Annotated in this window: 11 protein-coding genes; 8 read left to right on the top strand and 3 right to left on the bottom strand. The window is 39.5% G+C overall.

The window, feature by feature from the left end; all coding sequences use genetic code 11:
* The gene (locus I6J03_RS10660) at window positions 1-843 is read left to right on the top strand and encodes a sugar phosphate isomerase/epimerase family protein (RefSeq protein WP_039990605.1); all 843 of its coding nucleotides are present in this window, start codon (window positions 1-3) and stop codon (window positions 841-843) included.
* Between the two features lie 55 nt (window positions 844-898).
* Here I6J03_RS10660 and I6J03_RS10665 read toward each other — a convergent pair whose 3' ends face one another.
* A complete protein-coding gene (locus I6J03_RS10665; protein WP_003012597.1) occupies window positions 899-3,781 on the bottom strand; it encodes a DEAD/DEAH box helicase in 2,883 nt (960 codons plus the stop codon).
* Between the two features lie 109 nt (window positions 3,782-3,890).
* Window positions 3,891-4,670 carry a diaminopimelate epimerase gene (gene dapF / locus I6J03_RS10670; protein ID WP_003012595.1) on the bottom strand — a complete coding sequence of 260 codons (780 nt, stop codon included), beginning with the start codon at window positions 4,668-4,670 and terminating at the stop codon, window positions 3,891-3,893.
* A 211-nt stretch (window positions 4,671-4,881) separates the two neighbouring features.
* Here dapF and I6J03_RS10675 point away from each other — a divergent pair, with 211 nt between their 5' ends.
* The 5 genes from I6J03_RS10675 (at window position 4,882) to I6J03_RS10695 (ending at window position 9,021) form a co-directional block, all read left to right on the top strand.
* Complete coding sequence (locus I6J03_RS10675; protein WP_003012594.1) at window positions 4,882-6,447, top strand: Do family serine endopeptidase; 1,566 nt, start codon at window positions 4,882-4,884, stop codon at window positions 6,445-6,447.
* A gap of 86 nt (window positions 6,448-6,533) precedes the next feature.
* Window positions 6,534-6,968, top strand: coding sequence for a low molecular weight protein-tyrosine-phosphatase (locus I6J03_RS10680; RefSeq protein ID WP_003012592.1), 435 nt, complete (start codon window positions 6,534-6,536; stop codon window positions 6,966-6,968).
* A gap of 95 nt (window positions 6,969-7,063) precedes the next feature.
* A complete protein-coding gene (locus tag I6J03_RS10685; RefSeq protein WP_003012590.1) occupies window positions 7,064-7,411 on the top strand; it encodes a hypothetical protein in 348 nt (115 codons plus the stop codon).
* Between the two features lie 17 nt (window positions 7,412-7,428).
* Window positions 7,429-8,184 carry a peptidylprolyl isomerase gene (locus tag I6J03_RS10690; protein ID WP_003012588.1) on the top strand — a complete coding sequence of 252 codons (756 nt, stop codon included), beginning with the start codon at window positions 7,429-7,431 and terminating at the stop codon, window positions 8,182-8,184.
* A gap of 69 nt (window positions 8,185-8,253) precedes the next feature.
* The gene (locus tag I6J03_RS10695; RefSeq protein ID WP_003012586.1) at window positions 8,254-9,021 is read left to right on the top strand and encodes an exodeoxyribonuclease III; all 768 of its coding nucleotides are present in this window, start codon (window positions 8,254-8,256) and stop codon (window positions 9,019-9,021) included.
* A 185-nt stretch (window positions 9,022-9,206) separates the two neighbouring features.
* Here I6J03_RS10695 and I6J03_RS10700 read toward each other — a convergent pair whose 3' ends face one another.
* Window positions 9,207-11,363 (bottom strand): O-antigen ligase family protein, encoded by a 2,157-nt coding sequence (locus I6J03_RS10700; RefSeq protein ID WP_003012584.1) that lies wholly within the window; start codon window positions 11,361-11,363, stop codon window positions 9,207-9,209.
* 472 nt (window positions 11,364-11,835) lie between these two features.
* Here I6J03_RS10700 and I6J03_RS10705 point away from each other — a divergent pair, with 472 nt between their 5' ends.
* Together I6J03_RS10705 and I6J03_RS10710 are read left to right on the top strand one after the other, a co-directional pair.
* Window positions 11,836-19,263 (top strand): S-layer family protein, encoded by a 7,428-nt coding sequence (locus I6J03_RS10705; protein WP_201694360.1) that lies wholly within the window; start codon window positions 11,836-11,838, stop codon window positions 19,261-19,263.
* A 5-nt stretch (window positions 19,264-19,268) separates the two neighbouring features.
* Entirely contained in the window at window positions 19,269-21,728 is a 2,460-nt protein-coding gene (locus tag I6J03_RS10710; RefSeq protein WP_003011991.1) for an Ig-like domain-containing protein, read from the top strand.
* Window positions 21,729-21,730 lie beyond the last annotated feature (2 nt).

The following is a 21,730-nucleotide window of genomic DNA, read 5'->3' on the forward strand; positions in this document are numbered from 1 at the left end:
ATGAGAAATATAAAATTCCTTATTTGTGCACTGATCGCACTAACGACAGTATCGGTCCACGCTCAGAAAAAAGCAGCAGCATATCCGGAGAAGAAATTAAACTGGAAGCTGGGATCACAGGCTTATACGTTCAGACTGTTTACCTTTGCTCAGGCTTTAGATAAGATTGACAGTTGTGACCTGCGGTATGTAGAAGCCTTTCCGGGGCAAGATATCGGCGGAGGAATCGAAGGGAAAATGGACTATAATCTTTCCGAAGAAGGTAAGAAAGCTGTGAAAGCTCTGTTGAAGAAGAAAAATATTTCCCTTCAGGCATATGGAGTGGTATCCGGAAAGAATGCTGCGGAATGGGAGAAAATATTTGCTTTCGCAAAATCAATGGATATTCCGGTTATTAATTGTGAACCAAAGGAAGCAGATCTGGAGACCGTATCTCAATTATGTGATAAATATGATATCAAAGCAGCTATACATAATCATCCTGACCCTTCTTTCTATTGGAATCCGGATAAAATCCTGACTCTATTGAAAGGTAAGAGTGCAAGAATGGGCGCTTGTGCGGATGTGGGACACTGGGCACGATCGGGACTTAATCCGGTAGAATCGTTGAAAAAACTGGAAGGACGTGTTTTTCATGTGCATTTTAAAGATTTGAATGTGTTTGGAGACAAAAAAGCACATGATGTACATTGGGGAACAGGTATTATCGGTATGAAGGATATCATCAATGAACTGAAAAGGCAGAAATTTTCAGGGATGATCTCTGCAGAATATGAATACAACTGGGAGAACAATAAAGAGGATGTGAAAGAGAGCGTAGCTAACTTTAGAAAACAATTGTAATCCCTTGTAAAAAGCCTTCTGCATTATGAGATCATATACAGAAGGCTTTTTTTATTTATCCTAAGAGTTCTTTCAGATCTTCCTGTGACAGCGACTTAATGAAGCTTTCTTCGGTAGTGATGAGACTCTTGGCAATTCCTCTTTTTCGGTTTTGCATCGCCAGTATTTTCTCTTCTACGGTATCTTTCGTAATGAATTTGTAGATAAATACACTGCGGGTCTGCCCGATGCGATGTGACCGATCCACTGCCTGCTGTTCGACAGCAGGGTTCCACCACGGATCAAGAATAAATACGTAATCCGCTTCGATAAGATTTAGTCCTACACCACCCGCTTTGATCGATATCAGAAACAGTTTGGTATTCTTATTCTTTTGAAATTCAGCTACTGCTTCAGATCGGTTTTTTGTGGCTCCGTCCAGGTAGGCATACTGAATGCCTTTCTCTTCAAAATAAGTTCTGAAAATACTTAGCTGTTTGACGAACTGAGAAAAGATAAGCACTTTATTTCCGACATGAAGCACGGATTCTAAAGTCTCCAGTACCAAATCAAATTTGCCGGAGTTTCCTTCAAAATCATCATCAATCATTTTTGGATGATTGGCCAGTTGGCGTAATTTTGTCAATCCCTGCAGCAATGTTATCTGTGAAGTTTTTGCTTTATCTTCTGTATTAACATTTAACAAAGCATTGCGGTATTCGGATTTTACTTTTTCATAAGTCTCAGATTGATCTTCTGTCATTTCACAGTAGATGATCTGTTCTGTTTTCGGAGGCAATTCTGTAGCTACCTGATCTTTTGTTCTTCGGAGGATAAAAGGTTTGACAATAGACTGTAGTTTCTTTGCCCGCTCTTCATCTTTCTTTTTCTCTATAGGTTGCACAAATTCCTTTTGAAAATAGGTAAATGTACCTAGTAATCCCGGATTGGTAAAGTGCATCTGAGCCCAAAGATCCGATACTGAGTTTTCAACCGGGGTTCCGCTTAAGGCCAGCTTATGTCTGCTCTTTAGACTTTTGATAGCCTTAAATGATTTGGATGCAGGGTTTTTGATATTCTGACTTTCATCCAGAATAATATAGTTGAAGTAAAACTTTTCCAGCATTTGCTCGTCACTTCGTACAATACCATACGTGGTGATCACCAGATCGAAATGTGAAAGAGAGAAATTGTCCTTGATCCTGTTTGTTCCGGTGTGTAGTAAGATTCTTAGCTTGGGTGCAAACTTGGATGCCTCCTTTTGCCAGTTATAGATCAGTGATGTCGGCAGAATCAGAAGGGAAGTATGAGGTTGCCCGTCCTCGCCTGCATCTTCTTTCTGTTTTTGTAGTAAAGCCAGTGTTTGAATTGTCTTCCCAAGCCCCATGTCATCCGCCAGAACTCCTCCGAATTTATAATGCTGCAGAAAATGGAACCAGTTATATCCTGCCTTTTGATAAGGACGTAGCTGACCTTTGAAATTTTTAGGTTCAGCAACATCACTTATTTCTTCAAAATCAGCAAGTTTTTCTAATTTTCGGGTGAATGTAAGTGCGGTATGTTCACTGATGTCATTGAGTACCCCAACGTGGACCTTATTAAGCTTAAGCTCATTTTTTGTGGAAGAAAAATGAAACAGGTGCTGGTATTGCGCGAACCATTCTTCAGGAATGATCGCAATCTCTCCGTTGGGAAGCACAAATTCCCGTATATTATTCAGGATATTATTCCTCAATTGTATAAAAGGGATTTCATATGGGCCGAACCGGGCTACTGCTTTTACATCAAACCAGTCATTATCTTCTTCAACGGCAATGTCGAGAACTGTTTTCCCGATAAAGTATCGCTTTGCTGATTCCTCCTGAATAACCTGGAATCCGGATTCAAGCAAATGTTCCTGATGTCTGGAAAGCCATTCCAGTGTATTTGTTTCTCCCCCGTTGTGCTCGTTTGGAATAAGATTGCTGAATAATTTGTCAATTTTCTCCAGTCCAAGTTTTTCTAAGAGGGCAAATTGCTTGTCTTCCCAAATAAGAGAACGTTTTATTCGATGAAAAGTGTAGAGATCTTCAGATTCATCATAGGTCATTCTTACTGTGATGCGATGTTCGCCTCCTGACTCAAAGAGGTAAGGACCATACTGAAATAACAACTGTAATTGTGATCCGGTATTAAGATGTACCAGTTTGATGATAGGGGTGGCTTCGTGCTGATAGGTTTTGATATCAAATCCTTCTGCGTAGACATGGTATTTTTCAATAAGTCCGCATACGAATGTTTCAAAATACTTTTTCTCCGTTCCCCTGGGAACTGAAATATATCTTTTATTGAGAAAAGGACTTAGTTTTTTTCCCTCTACAGCCTGATCAAAATGATAAAGTGTATTTCCTAATAGCAGCCAGGCTTGTTCATTGATGATAACCTGAGCATCTTTAAACATAAACTCAATCCGGTTATCATCATACTTGATCGTGGGAAAATAGCGTGTCTCCTCTTCACTGCGACGAAAATGGAATAATACGGATGCCGGAAGAGGGGCAATGTGTAACTGCTGCTCCGCCGGATATCCATCCTTACTCATTAAAAATAAAGGCTTATCTCCGATAAGATCCAGTACCTTCAGCAGTTTGTTGTCTAATTTAGGACGGATATAATCGTAAAGTTTCTTGTCAAATATTTTGGCAAAGAAATCTATCGGCCGGACAGCTTTTTTGTGATAGCGTTTGATGACATGGGTCTGCTCTGTTTCGTCTAACAGTTTGATGAGCTTATAGTCCGTTTCATCAAGTTTGTCTGCAAATTCATCGACTGTATTGCTGAACACCCGTTTGTACTTGAGCGAGTAACTGCCATTTGCATTTAGAAATACAATGTGCGGTTCGATCAGGTACCCCAGGTAAGGATGTTCCCCTAAGGAATAAACAAGTTTGTAACTCAGATTATCTTTTGTCTGCTGCATTTAAAAGCTAAAATCACTAAAAAAGGTTTCTAATATAGTGATTATTATGGTTTTTTTGGTGGTTTGTGAGATAATCTACCTTTTATGTAGATAAATTTTGTGTTCTGTTTTAAATATTTCCTTCAAAGACATAGTTTGCAGGACCTTTGAGATAAACTTCCCTGAATGTATGTCCGTTTTTGAGGAAGCTAATGTAGAGCTGTCCGCCCAGTACACGGATAGGAATTTCGATCTGTCCTTCCATATTTTCTTCAATGGCTATTGCCATGGCTGCAGCTGTAGCGCCTGTACCGCAGGCAAATGTTTCATCTTCCACTCCTCTTTCAAAGGTGCGCACAAAGTATCCGTTTTCTTCTTTTTCAACGAAGTTGACATTGATACCTTCTTTTTTATAGGTAGCATTATTACGAATGGTATATCCTTCCTGATATACATCCATATTTTTGAGATCGCTTACTATTTTGATAAAGTGCGGAGATCCCGTATTAAGGACATATGCTGATTCATCTTTCGAAATCTGGTCTACATCGATCATCTGTAGATTGACCTGATTGTCATGTATTTGTGCCTGGTGAGGACCGTCAACTGCCAAAAAGGCAGCGTCCTCCCCGATGATATTAAGGTCCCGTGCAAACGCTACGATGCAACGTCCGCCATTACCACACATACTTCCTTCTCTGCCATCGGCATTATAATAGACCATTTCAAAATCAAAATTTTTCGTATCTTGAAGGAGCATCAATCCATCAGCACCGACTCCAAATCTACGGTCGCATAATTGTTTAACAAAGGCTTCATTTGAACGCTCAAATACCGCTTTTCGATTATCGATCAGGATAAAATCATTACCGGCTCCCTGATATTTATAAAATTTGATTTGATCTGTCATTTTTGCTGAAATATGCTACAAATTTAATATTCTTGTTACAATAATTTGGCCAATCGTTAAATCTTGTTAAAATCTTCTGAATATGCTTTATTGTTAACACTTTTTAACTGACATGACTTGACAACAGCTGCCAAATGGTATTACATTTGAATATAAGATTTATAAATAATGAGTGTTAACGTTTTTTTGGTAAATTAATAACAGACACAAGATGAAAGATAATATGAAAAAAATCACTTTAACATTGATGACAGCAGCCTTTGGTGGGGCGATTGCCATCGGAGGGTATAAACTCTTCGAAAATCAACGTTATGACAACATGTCTTTCGAAGAAAGACAAAAAGTTTACTATGCAAATAATCCTTCTGGTGAAGTAATGGCTTCAACAGGCAACCCTGATTTTACGCAGGCAGCTGCTGCGGTATCTCCGGGTGTAGTACATATCCGGACCACGTATTCAAATAAAGGTTCAAGAGGAGGAGAGTCCGGATCACCGTTTGATATGTTTGAAGAATTTTTTGGAATGCCTCAGGGCCGCAGATCACAGCCCCGTGCTCCGCAACAAGCTTCGGGTTCGGGAGTGATTATCTCCGATGACGGTTATATCGTAACGAATAATCACGTTGTTGAAGACGCTGATAAAATAGAAGTGCAGTTGACGGACAAGCGTACTTTTGAAGCTAAAGTCATCGGACGCGATCCAAATACGGATCTGGCACTATTGAAAGTTAGTGCGACAAAGCTACCTATCGTTAAATTAGGTAATTCGGACGATGTACAGATCGGTGAGTGGGTATTGGCAGTAGGGTATCCGCTGAGTCTGCAGTCTACAGTGACAGCAGGTATTGTGAGTGCTAAAGGTCGTCAGATCGGTATTCTTGGTGATTCTCAAAATCAGCAAGGATATCCAAGAGGTTACGGACAGCAATCAGAAGAGCCTATTATCAATACCGCTATTGAATCTTTCATCCAGACAGATGCAGTGATCAACAAAGGAAATAGTGGAGGAGCCTTAGTAAATGCCCGTGGAGAGCTGATCGGTATTAACTCTGCTATTGCATCACCTACAGGAGTATATGCAGGATATGGCTTTGCTATTCCGGTGAATCTGATGAAAAAGATCATGGATGACTTTGTGAAGTTCGGATCCGTAAAAAGAGGTTTGATCGGTGTGACATTTACAGAGATGTCGCCTGAACTGGCTAAACAAAAAGGTCTTGATGAGTTGAATGGGCTGTATGTACAGGATGTGGTCGCTAATGGGGCTGCTAAAGCTGCGGGCATCAAGCCGGGAGACCTGATTACCAAGATAGAAGACAAAGTCATTTACTCATCATCAGATCTTCAGGAACGTGTAGCGCGTCTTCGTCCTGGTGACAAAGTCAATCTTACTATCAAATCAGGTGGTAAAGAAAGAAATGTAACCGTTACACTGAAAGCGGAAGAAGACGCTAAGAAAACGGCTTCAGGCTCAAGTAAGAGCGCTACCGAAATTTACAATAAATTAGGCGCCAGCTTTGTGCCGGCTTCAGCTGCACGCAAAAAAGAATTGGGTGTCAATTCGGGAGTTGTGGTAGCACAAGTAAATCGTGGCGGCCTGTTTGAATACTTCGGAGTAGAAAGGGGTCTGGTCATTACTGAAATAAATGGTAAACCAGTAAATAATGTAGATGATATAGAGTCTGCATTAGGAGATACCGATCGGAATATTATCCGTATCAAAGGTGTGCCGGAAAGAGGCAGTACCGTTATGTTGAATGTTCCGGTGGAATATTAAACAACAACTGTCATGATAAGATCAAAGGGTTGCCATACATCTGGCAACCCTTTTTTGATTGCAATATTTAATCGTAATTTAGGAGCATGAAAATTCTAATGGTTTGTTTGGGGAATATTTGCAGATCTCCTTTAGCACATGGCGTGTTACAACATTTAGTAGATGAACGCGGTTTAGGCTGGGAGATTGACTCTGCCGGTACGGGCGACTGGCATATCGGACAGGCTCCCGATCATCGGTCTATTGCTGTGGCAGCAAAATATGGAATCGATATCAGTAAGCAAAAAGCGCAACATTTTAATCCTACTCTATTTGATAAATATGATTATATCCTGGTGATGGATAATCAAAATTATAAAGATGTAATAGCACAGACAACTTCTGTGACTGAGCGCGAGAAAGTAAAATTATTCATTCCGGACAATGCTGTTCCTGACCCCTATTTTGATGCTAAAATGTTCGACCCTGTCTACAAAATGATTGAGAAACGTTGTGTAGAACTGATTAATGAGCTCAGGTAAAGAGCTGTTATTCATCGACAAGCTGTTAGAAAAATAAGTGCCGTTTATTGTAAAAGGTTTTTACCTTTTTAATTTTTACTTTTGAGTTTATAGATATGAATGCTAGTCAAGTGAATAAGAGTTGGTCTGTGCTACAGGGGAAGATGGCGGAAAGTTTTGATATGGATATACCGGATATCAAAGTCATGCTTTTTCTGATAGGAGTACAGGAATTAGGTAAAGGACCTCAGACATTCTCTAAAAGAGAAAAGGAGGAGCTGATGCATATCGCTACCTGTAAGCTTTTCAGCGCTATGGGATTTTATGAATTACAGGGCGTTGATCAGGAAGGTTGGCCACACTGGGAATTAGTCAAACCTATTCCGAATTATACATTATTAGAACAAGAACTAATTATAAAATCTTTAATAGTCGATTATTTCCAGGAAATGGAAATGATGTAGCTTCTGCTTATTCTTTTATGATGAGAAAAATAATCTTACTGTTTTTTGTAATGACATGCAGCCTGTATGTCTGGGCTGCTAAACCTGAATTTAAGTATGTTAGCATCAGTACGGACAAAGGCACATGTTTGTTGAAATTGTACAACGCTACTCCGCTACATCGGGACAATTTTGTGAAACTGGTACGTGAAGGATATTACGATAGTCTGCTGTTTCACCGGGTGATTAATCATTTTATGATTCAGGGAGGAGATCCGGATTCACGACAGGCTGCAAAGGGACAGGCATTGGGAGAGGGTGGTCCGAAATATACGATCAATGCAGAAATCCGGGACACCTTATTTCATAAAAAAGGGACAATAGGTGCTGCAAGAGATAATAATCCTGCAAAAGCATCTTCCGGATCTCAGTTTTACCTGGTTGAAGGCCGCGTATTTACAAATGCAGGGCTGGATAGTCTGGAACAGTTTAAATTAAAGGGCCGTAAGTTTACGGATGCACAACGCAAAATTTATACTACTGTCGGAGGAACTCCTCATCTGGATGGTAATTATACTGTTTTTGGGGAGCTTTTGAATGGGGTAGAAGTTGTGGAGACAATCGCTAAAGTGAAAACTGATGCTCTGGACAGGCCGTTAGATGATATAAGGATGTCTATGAAAGTGTTAACCAGAAGAGAAGCATTAAACCTCGAACTGGAACTCAAAGGAGAGAAACCTAAAACAGGCTTTCTAACCCGGTTTTTCGATATGTTTTCAGGAAAGGATTATTAGTGCCTGAGGCAGAATTAATCTGTCTGAATCTGTATTTTAATTAAGGATTTACCTTTTATTTTTTTTCTCGTGAAAATCATTACTTATAATGTTAACGGCCTGCGTGCTGCTCTTAAAAAAGGTTGGCTGGACTGGCTAAAAAGTACGAATGCAGATGTGATCTGTCTTCAGGAAATAAAGGCTACACCGGATCTGATTCCTGAAATAGCTTTATTGGAGCAATTGGGGTTTGAGCATTACTGGTACCCTGCACAGAAGAAGGGATATAGCGGAACCGCCATCTTTACAAAGGTCTCTCCAAAGCGTGTAGAATATGGATGCGGACACGAGTTGTATGATTTTGAAGGAAGAATAATCCGCGCTGATTTTGAAAAATTTTCAGTTATGAGTACCTATTTTCCTTCCGGAACAACAGGTGAAGCACGGCAGACTTTCAAATATCAGTTTTTAGATGATTTTCAGCAATACAGCGATCGTCTCCTTAAGGATATTCCTAACCTTATTGTATGCGGGGATTATAATATCTGTCATCGCGCAATAGATATACATAATCCTAAGTCTAATGCGAATACTTCCGGATTTTTGCCGGAAGAACGGGAATGGATGGAGAATTTTATTAATTCCGGTTACGTAGATTCTTTCCGTCATCTGAACCCTGAGCCTCATCAGTATTCATGGTGGAGCTACAGAGCCGGTGCCAGAGCTAGAAACCTGGGCTGGCGGATTGATTATAACATGGTATCAGCTCCATTGGCCAGTCAGATCGAAAAATCCTATTTACTTAATGATGCTGTACACTCTGATCATTGCCCTGTGGTGGTAGAAATCAGCGAATAAGGCGTGTTTTAGTTAGTTCAGAAGAGAAGGATGTGTGTGTTGTTAAAGAAGATAGAAAAAACCCGTCATTAGTAACCATTTTATAAAGGGGTTACTGTAATAGTCGAATAATTAGGCTAGATTAGTTAGAGGTATCCTAGTTGTTGCTATCAGAATCCCTTTCCATGGATGTCAATTTTATGTCCTTATTGTTTATTGCGGGTGAGTATCAGCTTGAGTTGTTCTGGAGTTAGATCAGAGGATTTTAAGAAATCAACATATTTCTTTAAGGATTTCACAGTCTCACTTTCAGGATACAATCTCATCCCCTCGGCCAGGATAGTTGTGTCAGATTTAAAATCGTACTCTGATTTGAGTAAGTTTTTAAGATAATATTCATAGGCCTCCTGACTTTGGGTGTATTTATTAAAGTCATGGAAAGACTTCTTAACGCCGTTTACATCTTTATTGCTGCCAGCTAGCTCGATATTCATCTTATAATCACTATAGCTATATGGTCTTTCATTAAACATAACCTGACTATACTTGTATGCAGAGTCTACTTTTCCAAGATTGGCATACATCAGCATTTTCATGTTGTCATCGTATACTGTGTATGGGCTTACTTTGTCATAATCCTTTAAGATGTCAAGCATTTCCTGATATCTCTTTTCAAAGTATAGGTATTTCGCTTTTTTCAGAAGTAAGGGTTCGCTGTCAACACCAAGATTAGGAACAGATCCGGATAGCATTTGTTCGACTTGCTGATATGTATATTTTGGGTGTGGATTCGAATAGTCTACCTTGTCTGAATCTGTATCTATCAGATATTGGGCTTTGTATGATTTATAATTTATGTAATTAATGAAAAACGTGGCTGTTCCCAGAATAAAGGTAAAGTAATAGATGTACTTGTAAACGGGTTTATAACTTGTTGTACCGGCTTTTACTTTTACACTCACATAATTAGCAATAGTCATTGCTAATAGTAATACGAACATAATATTCATATTGGGGCGTGCCAGAGGAAAGTTAAAGACAGAGTCAATAAAGTACCCGATTATTCCACTGAAAATCAATATGGCTGCAAATTTTCTTTCCTGGTTATATTCCTTTTTGAAAAGAATTTTTAATGTGTAAATAAAGGCAAAAACAAAAAGACCAAAATACAGAAGTCCTGTGATTATACCACTTTCGAAAGCGACCTGCAGAAAGTCATTGTGATTATACCGATTGAAAACATTAGATGTATAATATTTACCTGTAATTCTTGACGATTCTATTTTGTAATTCCCTAGACCATACCCTAATAAAGGGCGTTCTTTTATGCCTTCTAATGAGGCTTTCCACATGAAAAGGCGAATGTTTGTTCCGGAGTTGTCAAAATCTGTAATTGTCTGTGCACGTTCTTCAATAAAAGAACTGCTTTGGGATTGTTCAGTATTAATTTGTTTATCAGATCCGTCTTTTGAATATTTTGTAAGGGTCTTGTCAACGATCAGAAAACTGATGATAAATAAAGAAATGAGTACTGCATTATGGAGCAGTGTACTGTTTCTTTTCTCAGATTTCCAATACAGAATAGTTGTACCTAAAGTTATGAATAAAATAATCAGTGTCGAACTAATGTAAATAGCTCTGGCGCTAATGAAAAACAAAGTCAGCAGAGCGATAAAATAGGTTAACAGGGCAATATATCTGAATATACCTTTCGTGCGTAAAAAGGTATAGACTACAAAACAAAGTTTAACAATCAATGTCGCGCCAAAAATATTTTTATTGCCAGTGGTCCATTTGATATTCAATATTGCTTCCCATAACGGAAGTGTATTAACCTCACGTATGAATTTATACAGTTCAGCGCCGGATTGATATAGAACAATACAGGTAACTATAATGGAGATGACCTTAATATTATCTTTTGCCAGAAATATTAATGTGAAGATATTAAGGAATGAGATTAATGTAGTTGTATAGGCGGCATACTCCAGTAGACCTTCAACTTTGTTGAGCCCTGCAAATATGGAGATACCTGATAGTACAAAAAAGGAAATAAATAGTATAGGTATGATTTGTTTAAAAAATAAGGACACTTTAAAACCATAACCCTGTGAAAACTTCCTTAGTATATAGATAATCGCCGAAATATTAATGATATCCAGTTGTATTCTTTGCTGACCTGCTGTATCAATAATATCCCCACGCGGTATAATATCAACAATAAGATAAAGTGCGATGAAAATAAGATAAACATAAGCACTTGCGTCGAATTCTTTACGAGGTAATGATGTGGTGACATCCGCGGCTATTCTGTTGTCATTTTTCTGGATAGACTTCTTATGAGCTTTTTTTGATTTTGTCATTTCTGGACCTGATCTTCAGTCAAAACTAAACGAAAATACATGTTTTTTAGTGGGTTTTCATAATATGTCTAATTATAGAAAAATTAATTAAGAAATTATCGATTTTTAGCTACATATTCACTCTTTTCTTCTTGTACAAACTTCTTAATTATTGAAAATCATTGGATGTTTTCTATTCAGGAATTTTATCAACGTATACCTTCCGGATCTATTGCCTCAGCGTCATTATTTATGAAAGAATTAACAGTTAAATGTAGTTGATTGTCTATAAAATTTTAAGGAATATATGTAAATACAAGTGTTTTGTAGCGTGATGTCTACATCGTAGAAATAAAAAAAAGTAGCCTATTGTAGCTTTATTAGTTTTGCAGCCACGAGTAGTTTATACTGTGATCAGATTGACTTTTTATATCTGTTGAACCGAAAAAGTTGATTTGAAAATAACTGAAATGCAAAATATAATTTACATAATATGAAAAATCGTCTGGCTCTCTTTCTCCTATTTTTCGTTGTATCAGTAGGATCTGTGTATGCTCAGCAGAAAATCAGTGATGGCTCTACTACCGGAGAATCTGCTCTTCCGAATAAAGATGCTATGCTAGAACTGGAAAGTAAGTTCAAGGGGCTCCTTTTTTCTCGTGTAGAGTTGACGTCAACAACGAATCCGGCGCCGTTACAGGGAAATAAGCATGTTGCAGGTATGATGGTATATAATACCGTGTCAACCAATGATGTGAGACCTGGCATCTACTATAATGACGGGAGTAAATGGGTGGCTGCGGGCAGTTCAACAGGAGCAACGAACATTACCTACAATCCCTCTACTTACGAGATTTCTTATATAGATGCAAATGGTAATTCTGTAATTATAAATCTGGCTGAGGTAGTTAAGAAGAATGAAACGCTAACTACCTTAGTCAACAATGGTAACGGTACCTACACGTATACCTCAGAGAACGGTACCACGACTACCATCAATGTACCTGCGGATGTTATCAACAACTTTAACGATATTATCGGCAATACGAATGTTACGAATGCAATCACTAACCTGATCAAAAACATCGGAGGTAATGTGTACTATGATGGCTCTAACTTTACATATGTAGATGCAAATGGTACAACGCAGACGATCAATATTTCAAACATTGTAAAAGCCAACGAGACCGTTACGACCTTAGTCAACAATGGTAACGGTACCTACACGTATACCTCAGAGAACGGTACCACGACTACCATCAATGTACCTGCGGATGTTATCAACAACTTCAACAATATCTTAGGCGATACAAATGTTACCAATGCGATCACTAACCTGATCAAGAATGTAGGTGGTAATGTATACTACGACGGTTCTAACTTCACGTATTTAGATGAGAACGGTACAACGCAGACGATCAACATTTCGAACATTGTAAAAGCCAACGAGACCGTTACGACCTTAGTCAATAACGGTAACGGTACCTACACGTATACCTCAGAGAACGGTACTACGACTACCATCAATGTACCTGCAGATGTTATCAACAACTTCAACAATATCTTAGGCGATACAAATGTTACCAATGCGATCACTAACCTGATCAAGAATGTAGGCGGTAATGTATACTACGACGGTTCTAACTTCACGTATTTAGATGAGAACGGTACAACGCAGACGATCAACATCTCGAACATTGTAAAAGCCAACGAGACCGTTACTACCTTAGTCAACAATGGTAACGGTACCTACACGTATACCTCAGAGAACGGTACTACGACTACCATCAATGTACCTGCGGATGTTATCAACAACTTCAACAATATCTTAGGCGATACAAATGTTACCAATGCGATCACTAACCTGATCAAGAATGTAGGGGGTAATGTATACTACGACGGTTCTAACTTCACGTATTTAGATGAGAACGGTACAACGCAGACGATCAACATCTCGAACATTGTAAAAGCCAACGAGACCGTTACGACCTTAGTCAATAACGGTAACGGTACCTACACGTATACCTCAGAGAATGGTACTACGACTACCATCAATGTACCTGCAGATGTTATCAACAACTTCAACAATATCTTAGGCGATACAAATGTTACCAATGCGATCACTAACCTGATCAAGAATGTAGGTGGTAATGTATACTACGACGGTTCTAACTTCACGTATTTAGATGAGAACGGTACAACGCAGACGATCAACATTTCGAACATTGTAAAAGCCAACGAGACCGTTACGACCTTAGTCAACAATGGTAACGGTACCTACACGTATACCTCAGAGAACGGTACTACGACTACCATCAATGTACCTGCAGATGTTATCAACAACTTCAACAATATCTTAGGCGATACAAATGTTACCAATGCGATCACTAACCTGATCAAGAATGTAGGGGGTAATGTATACTACGACGGTTCTAACTTCACGTATTTAGATGAGAACGGTACAACGCAGACGATCAACATCTCGAACATTGTAAAAGCCAACGAGACCGTTACGACCTTAGTCAATAACGGTAACGGTACCTACACGTATACCTCAGAGAATGGTACTACGACTACCATCAATGTACCTGCGGATGTTATCAACAACTTCAACAATATCTTAGGCGATACAAATGTTACCAATGCGATCACTAACCTGATCAAGAATGTAGGTGGTAATGTATACTACGACGGTTCTAACTTCACATATTTAGATGAGAACGGTACAACGCAGACGATCAACATCTCGAACATTGTAAAAGCCAACGAGACCGTTACTACTTTAGTCAATAACGGTAACGGTACCTACACGTATACCTCAGAGAACGGTACTACGACTACCATCAATGTACCTGCAGATGTTATCAACAACTTCAACAATATCTTAGGCGATACAAATGTTACCAATGCGATCACTAACCTGATCAAGAATGTAGGTGGTAATGTATACTACGACGGTTCTAACTTCACGTATTTAGATGAGAACGGTACAACGCAGACGATCAACATCTCGAACATTGTAAAAGCCAACGAGACCGTTACGACCTTAGTCAATAACGGTAACGGTACCTACACGTATACCTCAGAGAATGGTACGACGACTACCATCAATGTACCTGCAGATGTTATCAACAACTTCAACAATATCTTAGGCGATACAAATGTTACCAATGCGATCACTAACCTGATCAAGAATGTAGGTGGTAATGTATACTACGACGGTTCTAACTTCACGTATTTAGATGAGAACGGTACAACGCAGACGATCAACATCTCGAACATTGTAAAAGCCAACGAGACCGTTACGACCTTAGTCAATAACGGTAACGGTACCTACACGTATACCTCAGAGAATGGTACTACGACTACCATCAATGTACCTGCAGATGTTATCAACAACTTCAACAATATCTTAGGCGATACAAATGTTACCAATGCGATCACTAACCTGATCAAGAATGTAGGTGGTAATGTATACTACGACGGTTCTAACTTCACGTATTTAGATGAGAACGGTACAACGCAGACGATCAACATCTCGAACATTGTAAAAGCCAACGAGACCGTTACGACCTTAGTCAATAACGGTAACGGTACCTACACGTATACCTCAGAGAACGGTACGACGACTACCATCAATGTACCTGCGGATGTTATCAACAACTTCAACAATATCTTAGGCGATACAAATGTTACCAATGCGATCACTAACCTGATCAAGAATGTAGGTGGTAATGTATACTACGACGGTTCTAACTTCACGTATTTAGATGAGAACGGTACAACGCAGACGATCAACATCTCGAACATTGTAAAAGCCAACGAGACCGTTACGACCTTAGTCAATAACGGTAACGGTACCTACACGTATACCTCAGAGAACGGTACTACGACTACCATCAATGTACCTGCAGATGTTATCAACAACTTCAACAATATCTTAGGCGATACAAATGTTACTAATGCGATCACTAACCTGATCAAGAATGTAGGGGGTAATGTATACTACGACGGTTCTAACTTCACGTATTTAGATGAGAACGGTACAACGCAGACGATCAACATTTCGAACATTGTAAAAGCCAACGAGACCGTTACGACCTTAGTCAATAACGGTAACGGTACCTACACGTATACCTCAGAGAATGGTACTACGACTACCATCAATGTACCTGCAGATGTTATCAACAACTTCAACAATATCTTAGGCGATACAAATGTTACCAATGCGATCACTAACCTGATCAAGAATGTAGGTGGTAATGTATACTACGACGGTTCTAACTTCACGTATTTAGATGAGAACGGTACAACGCAGACGATCAACATTTCAAACATTGTAAAAGCCAACGAGACCGTTACTACCTTAGTCAATAACGGTAACGGTACCTACACGTATACCTCAGAGAATGGTACTACGACTACCATCAATGTACCTGCAGATGTTATCAACAACTTCAACAATATCTTAGGCGATACAAATGTTACCAATGCGATCACTAACCTGATCAAGAATGTAGGCGGTAATGTATACTACGACGGTTCTAACTTCACATACCTGGATGAGAATGGTACAACGCAGACGATCAACATTTCAAACATTGTAAAAGCCAACGAGACCGTTACTACCTTAGTCAATAACGGTAACGGTACCTACACGTATACCTCAGAGAACGGTACGACGACTACCATCAATGTACCTGCGGATGTTATCAACAACTTCAACAATATCTTAGGCGATACAAATGTTACCAATGCGATCACTAACCTGATCAAGAATGTAGGTGGTAATGTATACTACGACGGTTCTAACTTCACGTATTTAGATGAGAACGGTACAACGCAGACGATCAACATTTCAAACATTGTAAAAGCCAACGAGACCGTTACGACCTTAGTCAATAACGGTAACGGTACCTACACGTATACCTCAGAGAATGGTACTACGACTACCATCAATGTACCTGCAGATGTTATCAACAACTTCAACAATATCTTAGGCGATACAAATGTTACCAATGCGATCACTAACCTGATCAAGAATGTAGGCGGTAATGTATACTACGACGGTTCTAACTTCACGTATTTAGATGAGAACGGTACAACGCAGACGATCAACATCTCAAACATTGTAAAAGCCAACGAGACCGTTACGACCTTAGTAAAGAATGCTAACGGAACGTATACGTATAAGAATGAAAAACAACAAGAGGTAACTCTGGATCCTAGTATGGTTAATGTATCTTTTGCAAACGGAGTTTATACTTTTAAAGATGCGGAGGGAAATGTATTGACTACAATCAATACAAATGCAGATCATATTACATATAATAACACGACATCAGGACTTACTTCTAAAGATGTTCAAGGTGCGATCGATGAATTACTTGCGACTATAAAAACTATTCAAGGAACAAAAGGAGATCTGACAGCAGCAGACGCATCAGTTGTAGTGGGTAACGGAACCGGAGCAACATTAGTTAATGCAAATGTTAAAGTTGCTGATGCAGGAATTACTACAGCTAAAATAGCTGGAAAAAGTGTTACTTCAGATAAATTAACTGCTGGTGCAGGAACTGAAGGACGTATTGCAATTGCTGATAAAGATGGTAATGTAACCTATTCAGATGCTATACCTAGTACATCTGTATCCGGACAAAATGTTACAGCAGCAAGCAATAAAGTTGTTTTAGGTGGCACGCCAACAGGTGCGGCTTTGAAAGCTTTCTCTGTAGATGTAGATGAATCAAAATTGAGTTTACAAAATATAGGTGGTAAAGTAACAAATAATCAAATCACAGCGGGTACAGATGGTCAGGTATTAATAACAGAAGGTACAACCACAAAATGGGTTGATAAAACTACCATCTCTCCTGAAACAACAAATACATTAGTTAATAATGGTACTAATACACTTACTTCTACAGTAAACGGTAAGGTTGCGACAGCGTCAGTTGTAAATGGCGTTAGCAATGCGATCACAGGAACAGGACTTGTAACTACTGTAAATGGAGTTGCTTCTCCTTCTGTTGATTTGAAAGATGCAATTCAGGCAGGTCAACATAAAACTATAGTTGCTGAAGGATCAGGTATTACAGTTACTCCTGCTCAGGGAACAAATACAACTACATATACAGTGTCTGCAAACCCGGCTACTCTTACTTTATCAGGAGATGTTACCGGAGCTGCTAATGCAACTAAAGTTGAGAAAATTCAGGGAACACCTGTTAGTGCAACTAAGCCAACAGCAAATCAGGTACTAACATTTGATGGTACAAACTGGATTCCCAAAGTACCTTCAGTAGATGTTACAGGAGTAACAGGAGGTAAAGCGTTAACTTCTACAGATCTGGATCTGTCAACGAATGCTGGAACAGCATTATTAAAAGATGTTACAGCCAATATCAAAGCAAAAGCAGTAACTGCAAGTAAATTAGGTGCTACGGCAGCTGATGCGGGTAAAGTAGCGACAGCAAATGCTGATGGAACGGTTACTTACCAGGCTATTTCTGCTACGAACTTATCTGATGCGAAAAACCTTACTGCAGCAACAGGAGACAGAATCGTTGTTACGGATGGTACAGGAACTGTCCTTAAAAATACCACGTTAGATGTAAAAGAGTCTAATCTAAGATTACAAAATATTGGCGGGGCATTAAATGCGAACCAGGTTGCAGGCGGAACTTCAGGACAGGTAATGACTGTAGGTGCAGATGGAAAAGGAACATGGGTTGATAAAACTACGATCTCTCCTGAAACAACAAATACATTAGTTAATAATGGTACTAATACACTTACTTCTACAGTAAACGGTAAGGTTGCTACAGCACCAGTTGTAAATGGTGTAAACAATACGATCACAGGAACAGGACTTGTAACTACTGTAAATGGAGTTGCTTCTGCTTCTGTTGATTTGAAAGATGCAATTCAATCTGCTCAGAAAACAACTACAGTAGTTGCAGGAAGCAATGTGTCTGTTACACCGGCAACACCAAATGCAACAGGAAATACAGCATACACTGTTAATGTTTCTACTGCAGCAGCGAATACATTAGGGGTTGTAAAACCAGGAACAGGTTTATCTGTTGATGCAAACGGAACATTAAGTGTGAATACAGGTACAAGCGGCATAGGTAAAACCCTTTCAGCAGGAGACGGATCAATAGTTGTAGGTGCAGGAGCAGGCGCAACCTTAGTGGATGCAAATGTTAAAGTTGCGGATGCCGGAATTACTACCATTAAATTAGCGGACAAAAATGTTACTGCAGGTAAGATTGCACCGGGTCCAGCGAATCAGGTGTTAGTGACAGATGCTACAGGTGCAAATGCACAATGGGTAGCACAGTCTACATTGACAGATAATACGACTGCAGATAATGGTTTGACAAAAACAGGAAATAATGTACAGCTTGGCGGTAGCTTAACAAAAGCTACAACTATAACCGCAACGGCAACGAACACGCTTGCTGTGGCAGGATTGCAAAATACAGCAGCAGCAGCTTATAACGGTACAAATGGAGTAAGTACAGATAGGGTAGTCGTAGCCGATGCAAGCGGAGTCTTGAAACAAGTCAAAGCGACAATGCCGAAATTCTTCTATATGCCGTCTATTATCGTTCCTACAGCAGCAGATCAGTTTGTAGCGGAAACAGGTGTATCAGGAGAGTCATTTGGAACAATCAATCTTTACGATCGTTATAAAAAACAATTCGGAACACCAATGGCTCAGAATGCTGCAGTGACAACCGCTTTACCTGTTTTACCTTCAGGAGAATTAGACTACTACATTACATGGTACGATACAAATGTATTTGCAAGTGTGTCGGTAAGCAATACAGGTATACTGACTTATACAGTGAAAGCAAATGCTGACGTAACAATCGGATCATTCATGAATATTGTGTTTGCCGTAAAACCATAGTAAAAATGACACAAGTAAATTTGAATACGCACAACATTACATTCAGGACTGTCTTAAAAATGACAGTCCTGGCTATTGCATTCTTTTTTATGCAAAAAACTGCGGATGCACAATTTACAATAACAGAGAATTTCAAAGGCGCGGTAAGTCCGGATATTATTCTGGGAGATGACTCCAAACTTACATCCGGTCAGGAAGATCCTGTAGGGGCAGGCTGGTTGAGGTTGACTCCGGACGATCAGAATAAGAAAGGATACGCTTTTATAAATAAAACTTTTCCCTCATCATTAGGTATTATTGCAGATTTCGAATATAAAATCTGGAGAACCAAGGATGGCCGCGGTGGATTAAATGATGGTGGTGACGGATTTTCAATTTTTCTTTTTGACGGAACGACTACAGCATCTCAATTTGCTCTTGGCGGATACGGAGGTTCATTAGGTTATGCCCGAAATAAAGATAACCCCAATAATAATAACGGACTAAAGAATGGTTACATCGGTATCGGTTTTGATGCTTTTGGTAACTTTACAAATAAATTTGCTCCAGATAAATTTACCGGAGCCAATCAGGCTGTACCAAACTCCATCACATTAAGGGGGAGTACCGGTACTGCCGATAATGCCACATCAAATCCGTTTCTGAAAAGTGTGAATATCTCCGGAACGGGTACCGGAACAAAAACGGACGTTCCCGCTAATTATACAGGAACACTTGGTAACGGTTGGCAAAACCATATTGATTATAACAAAAGTTCGGGTACAAGTGCAGGGGCATACCCTACATCCAGACCTACGGATGGGGTATTCTACAGGAGAGTACAATTAGAGGTGATTCCAGTTGCAGGAAATAAATATAATATTACACTGAGATGGAAACGCGAAGGTCAGACTGATTTTGAGGAACTGATAACATATACAACAACAGAAGCTCCGCCGGCAATTTTGAAACTAGGTTTTGCAGCATCTACAGGATGGGCTGTTAACTTCCATGAGTTGCGTAATTTGTTAGTAACAACTCCCGGAAACCTGCGGGTGGTGAAAAGGGCGGATAAAGACGTGTTAAGAAGTATCGCAGGAAGCGGAAGTGAAAATAAGGTAACTTATACCATAGAGGTTGTTAACGATACAGATGCTGACCTGACAAAAATTGATTTTAAGGATAAGATAACAGACGGAGACGGAAATCTGGTTACTCCGGATATGTTTACAATTAACAGTATTTCTTATTCCGGATTTTTAGCTGGAACCACGCTTCCCTCTACTTCGGCAACGAATGAATTTACAGGATCGCTAAACTTAGCAAAAAAGACTACCGGAAGAATAACGGTTACCGGTACATTAAATAAAATTCCAGCTGGAAATATTCTTACGAATACGACTAACGTGATGCCTACAGATATTACCGATCAGGATCTTGAAAACAATACCTCTGTCGTCAATACACCGGTCATAGCGGAAAATGTGGATCTTACCCTTTTGAGTAATGTGCCTGATGCGTGTATAGATCCGGGAGCAGGAAATAATTTTGAAATCAAAGTTGTGAATAAAGGTAATCAGGCAACAACAACAGCGAACAGAATTGTGGTAACAAAAGTGATCCCGTCAAATGTGACATTTACACAAAGTGCATCTGATTATAGCGGATGGACTCGATCCGTATCAGGATCTACTTATACCTATACAGCTACATTAGGTCTGGGGTCAGGAATAGTGGCTGCTAACCCAATCAAATATAACCTTAAACCCAATAGCGGAGTAACTACATATACCGATCAGACTTCTGTTAAATATTTGTCAGGAACATCTACGAGTACAACAGAACTGGAGCCGGTAGCAAACAGAGGCAATAATAGTCTCATCATAAATATGGTTGCTCCTCCTGTAGCACCTGTTGCGAACACACCTGTATATTACTGTATCGGTGAAACGGCGGTACCTCTTACGGCAACAGCCAGCGGATCGAATACCCTCAGATGGTATACACAGACTACAGGTGTTCCTTTGGCAAATGCGCCAACTCCTTCAACCACTACTGCAGGCACATTTACATACTATGTGTCACAGACAAACGGGAATTGTGAAGGACCAATGACACCTATTCAGGTGATTGTTCAGCCCGTGCCTACTGCCGGTAGTATTGGTATAGATCAGACTATCTGTGAAAATTCAGTGCCTCAATTAATTACTTCTGTTCAGAATGGTACAATAGCAGGAAATACAACACTTACGTATCGTTGGGAACAATCCATAGACGGAGGCTCCACATGGAATAATGTTGCCGGAACTTCCTCAACATTACAACCTGGTAAATTAAATAAAACCACGCAGTTCCGTAGAATCACAGTATCTTTGTCCTCTGGACATACCTGTGAATCCGGATTTACAAATGTCATAACTATCCGGGTGAAAAACTGTAAAGTAATTACTAATCCGATATTGATCAATAAGGCCCGCAGGCAATAAGT

This window comes from Sphingobacterium spiritivorum (assembly GCF_016724845.1).
In the GTDB taxonomy this organism is placed as follows: Bacteria; Bacteroidota; Bacteroidia; order Sphingobacteriales; family Sphingobacteriaceae; genus Sphingobacterium; species Sphingobacterium spiritivorum_A.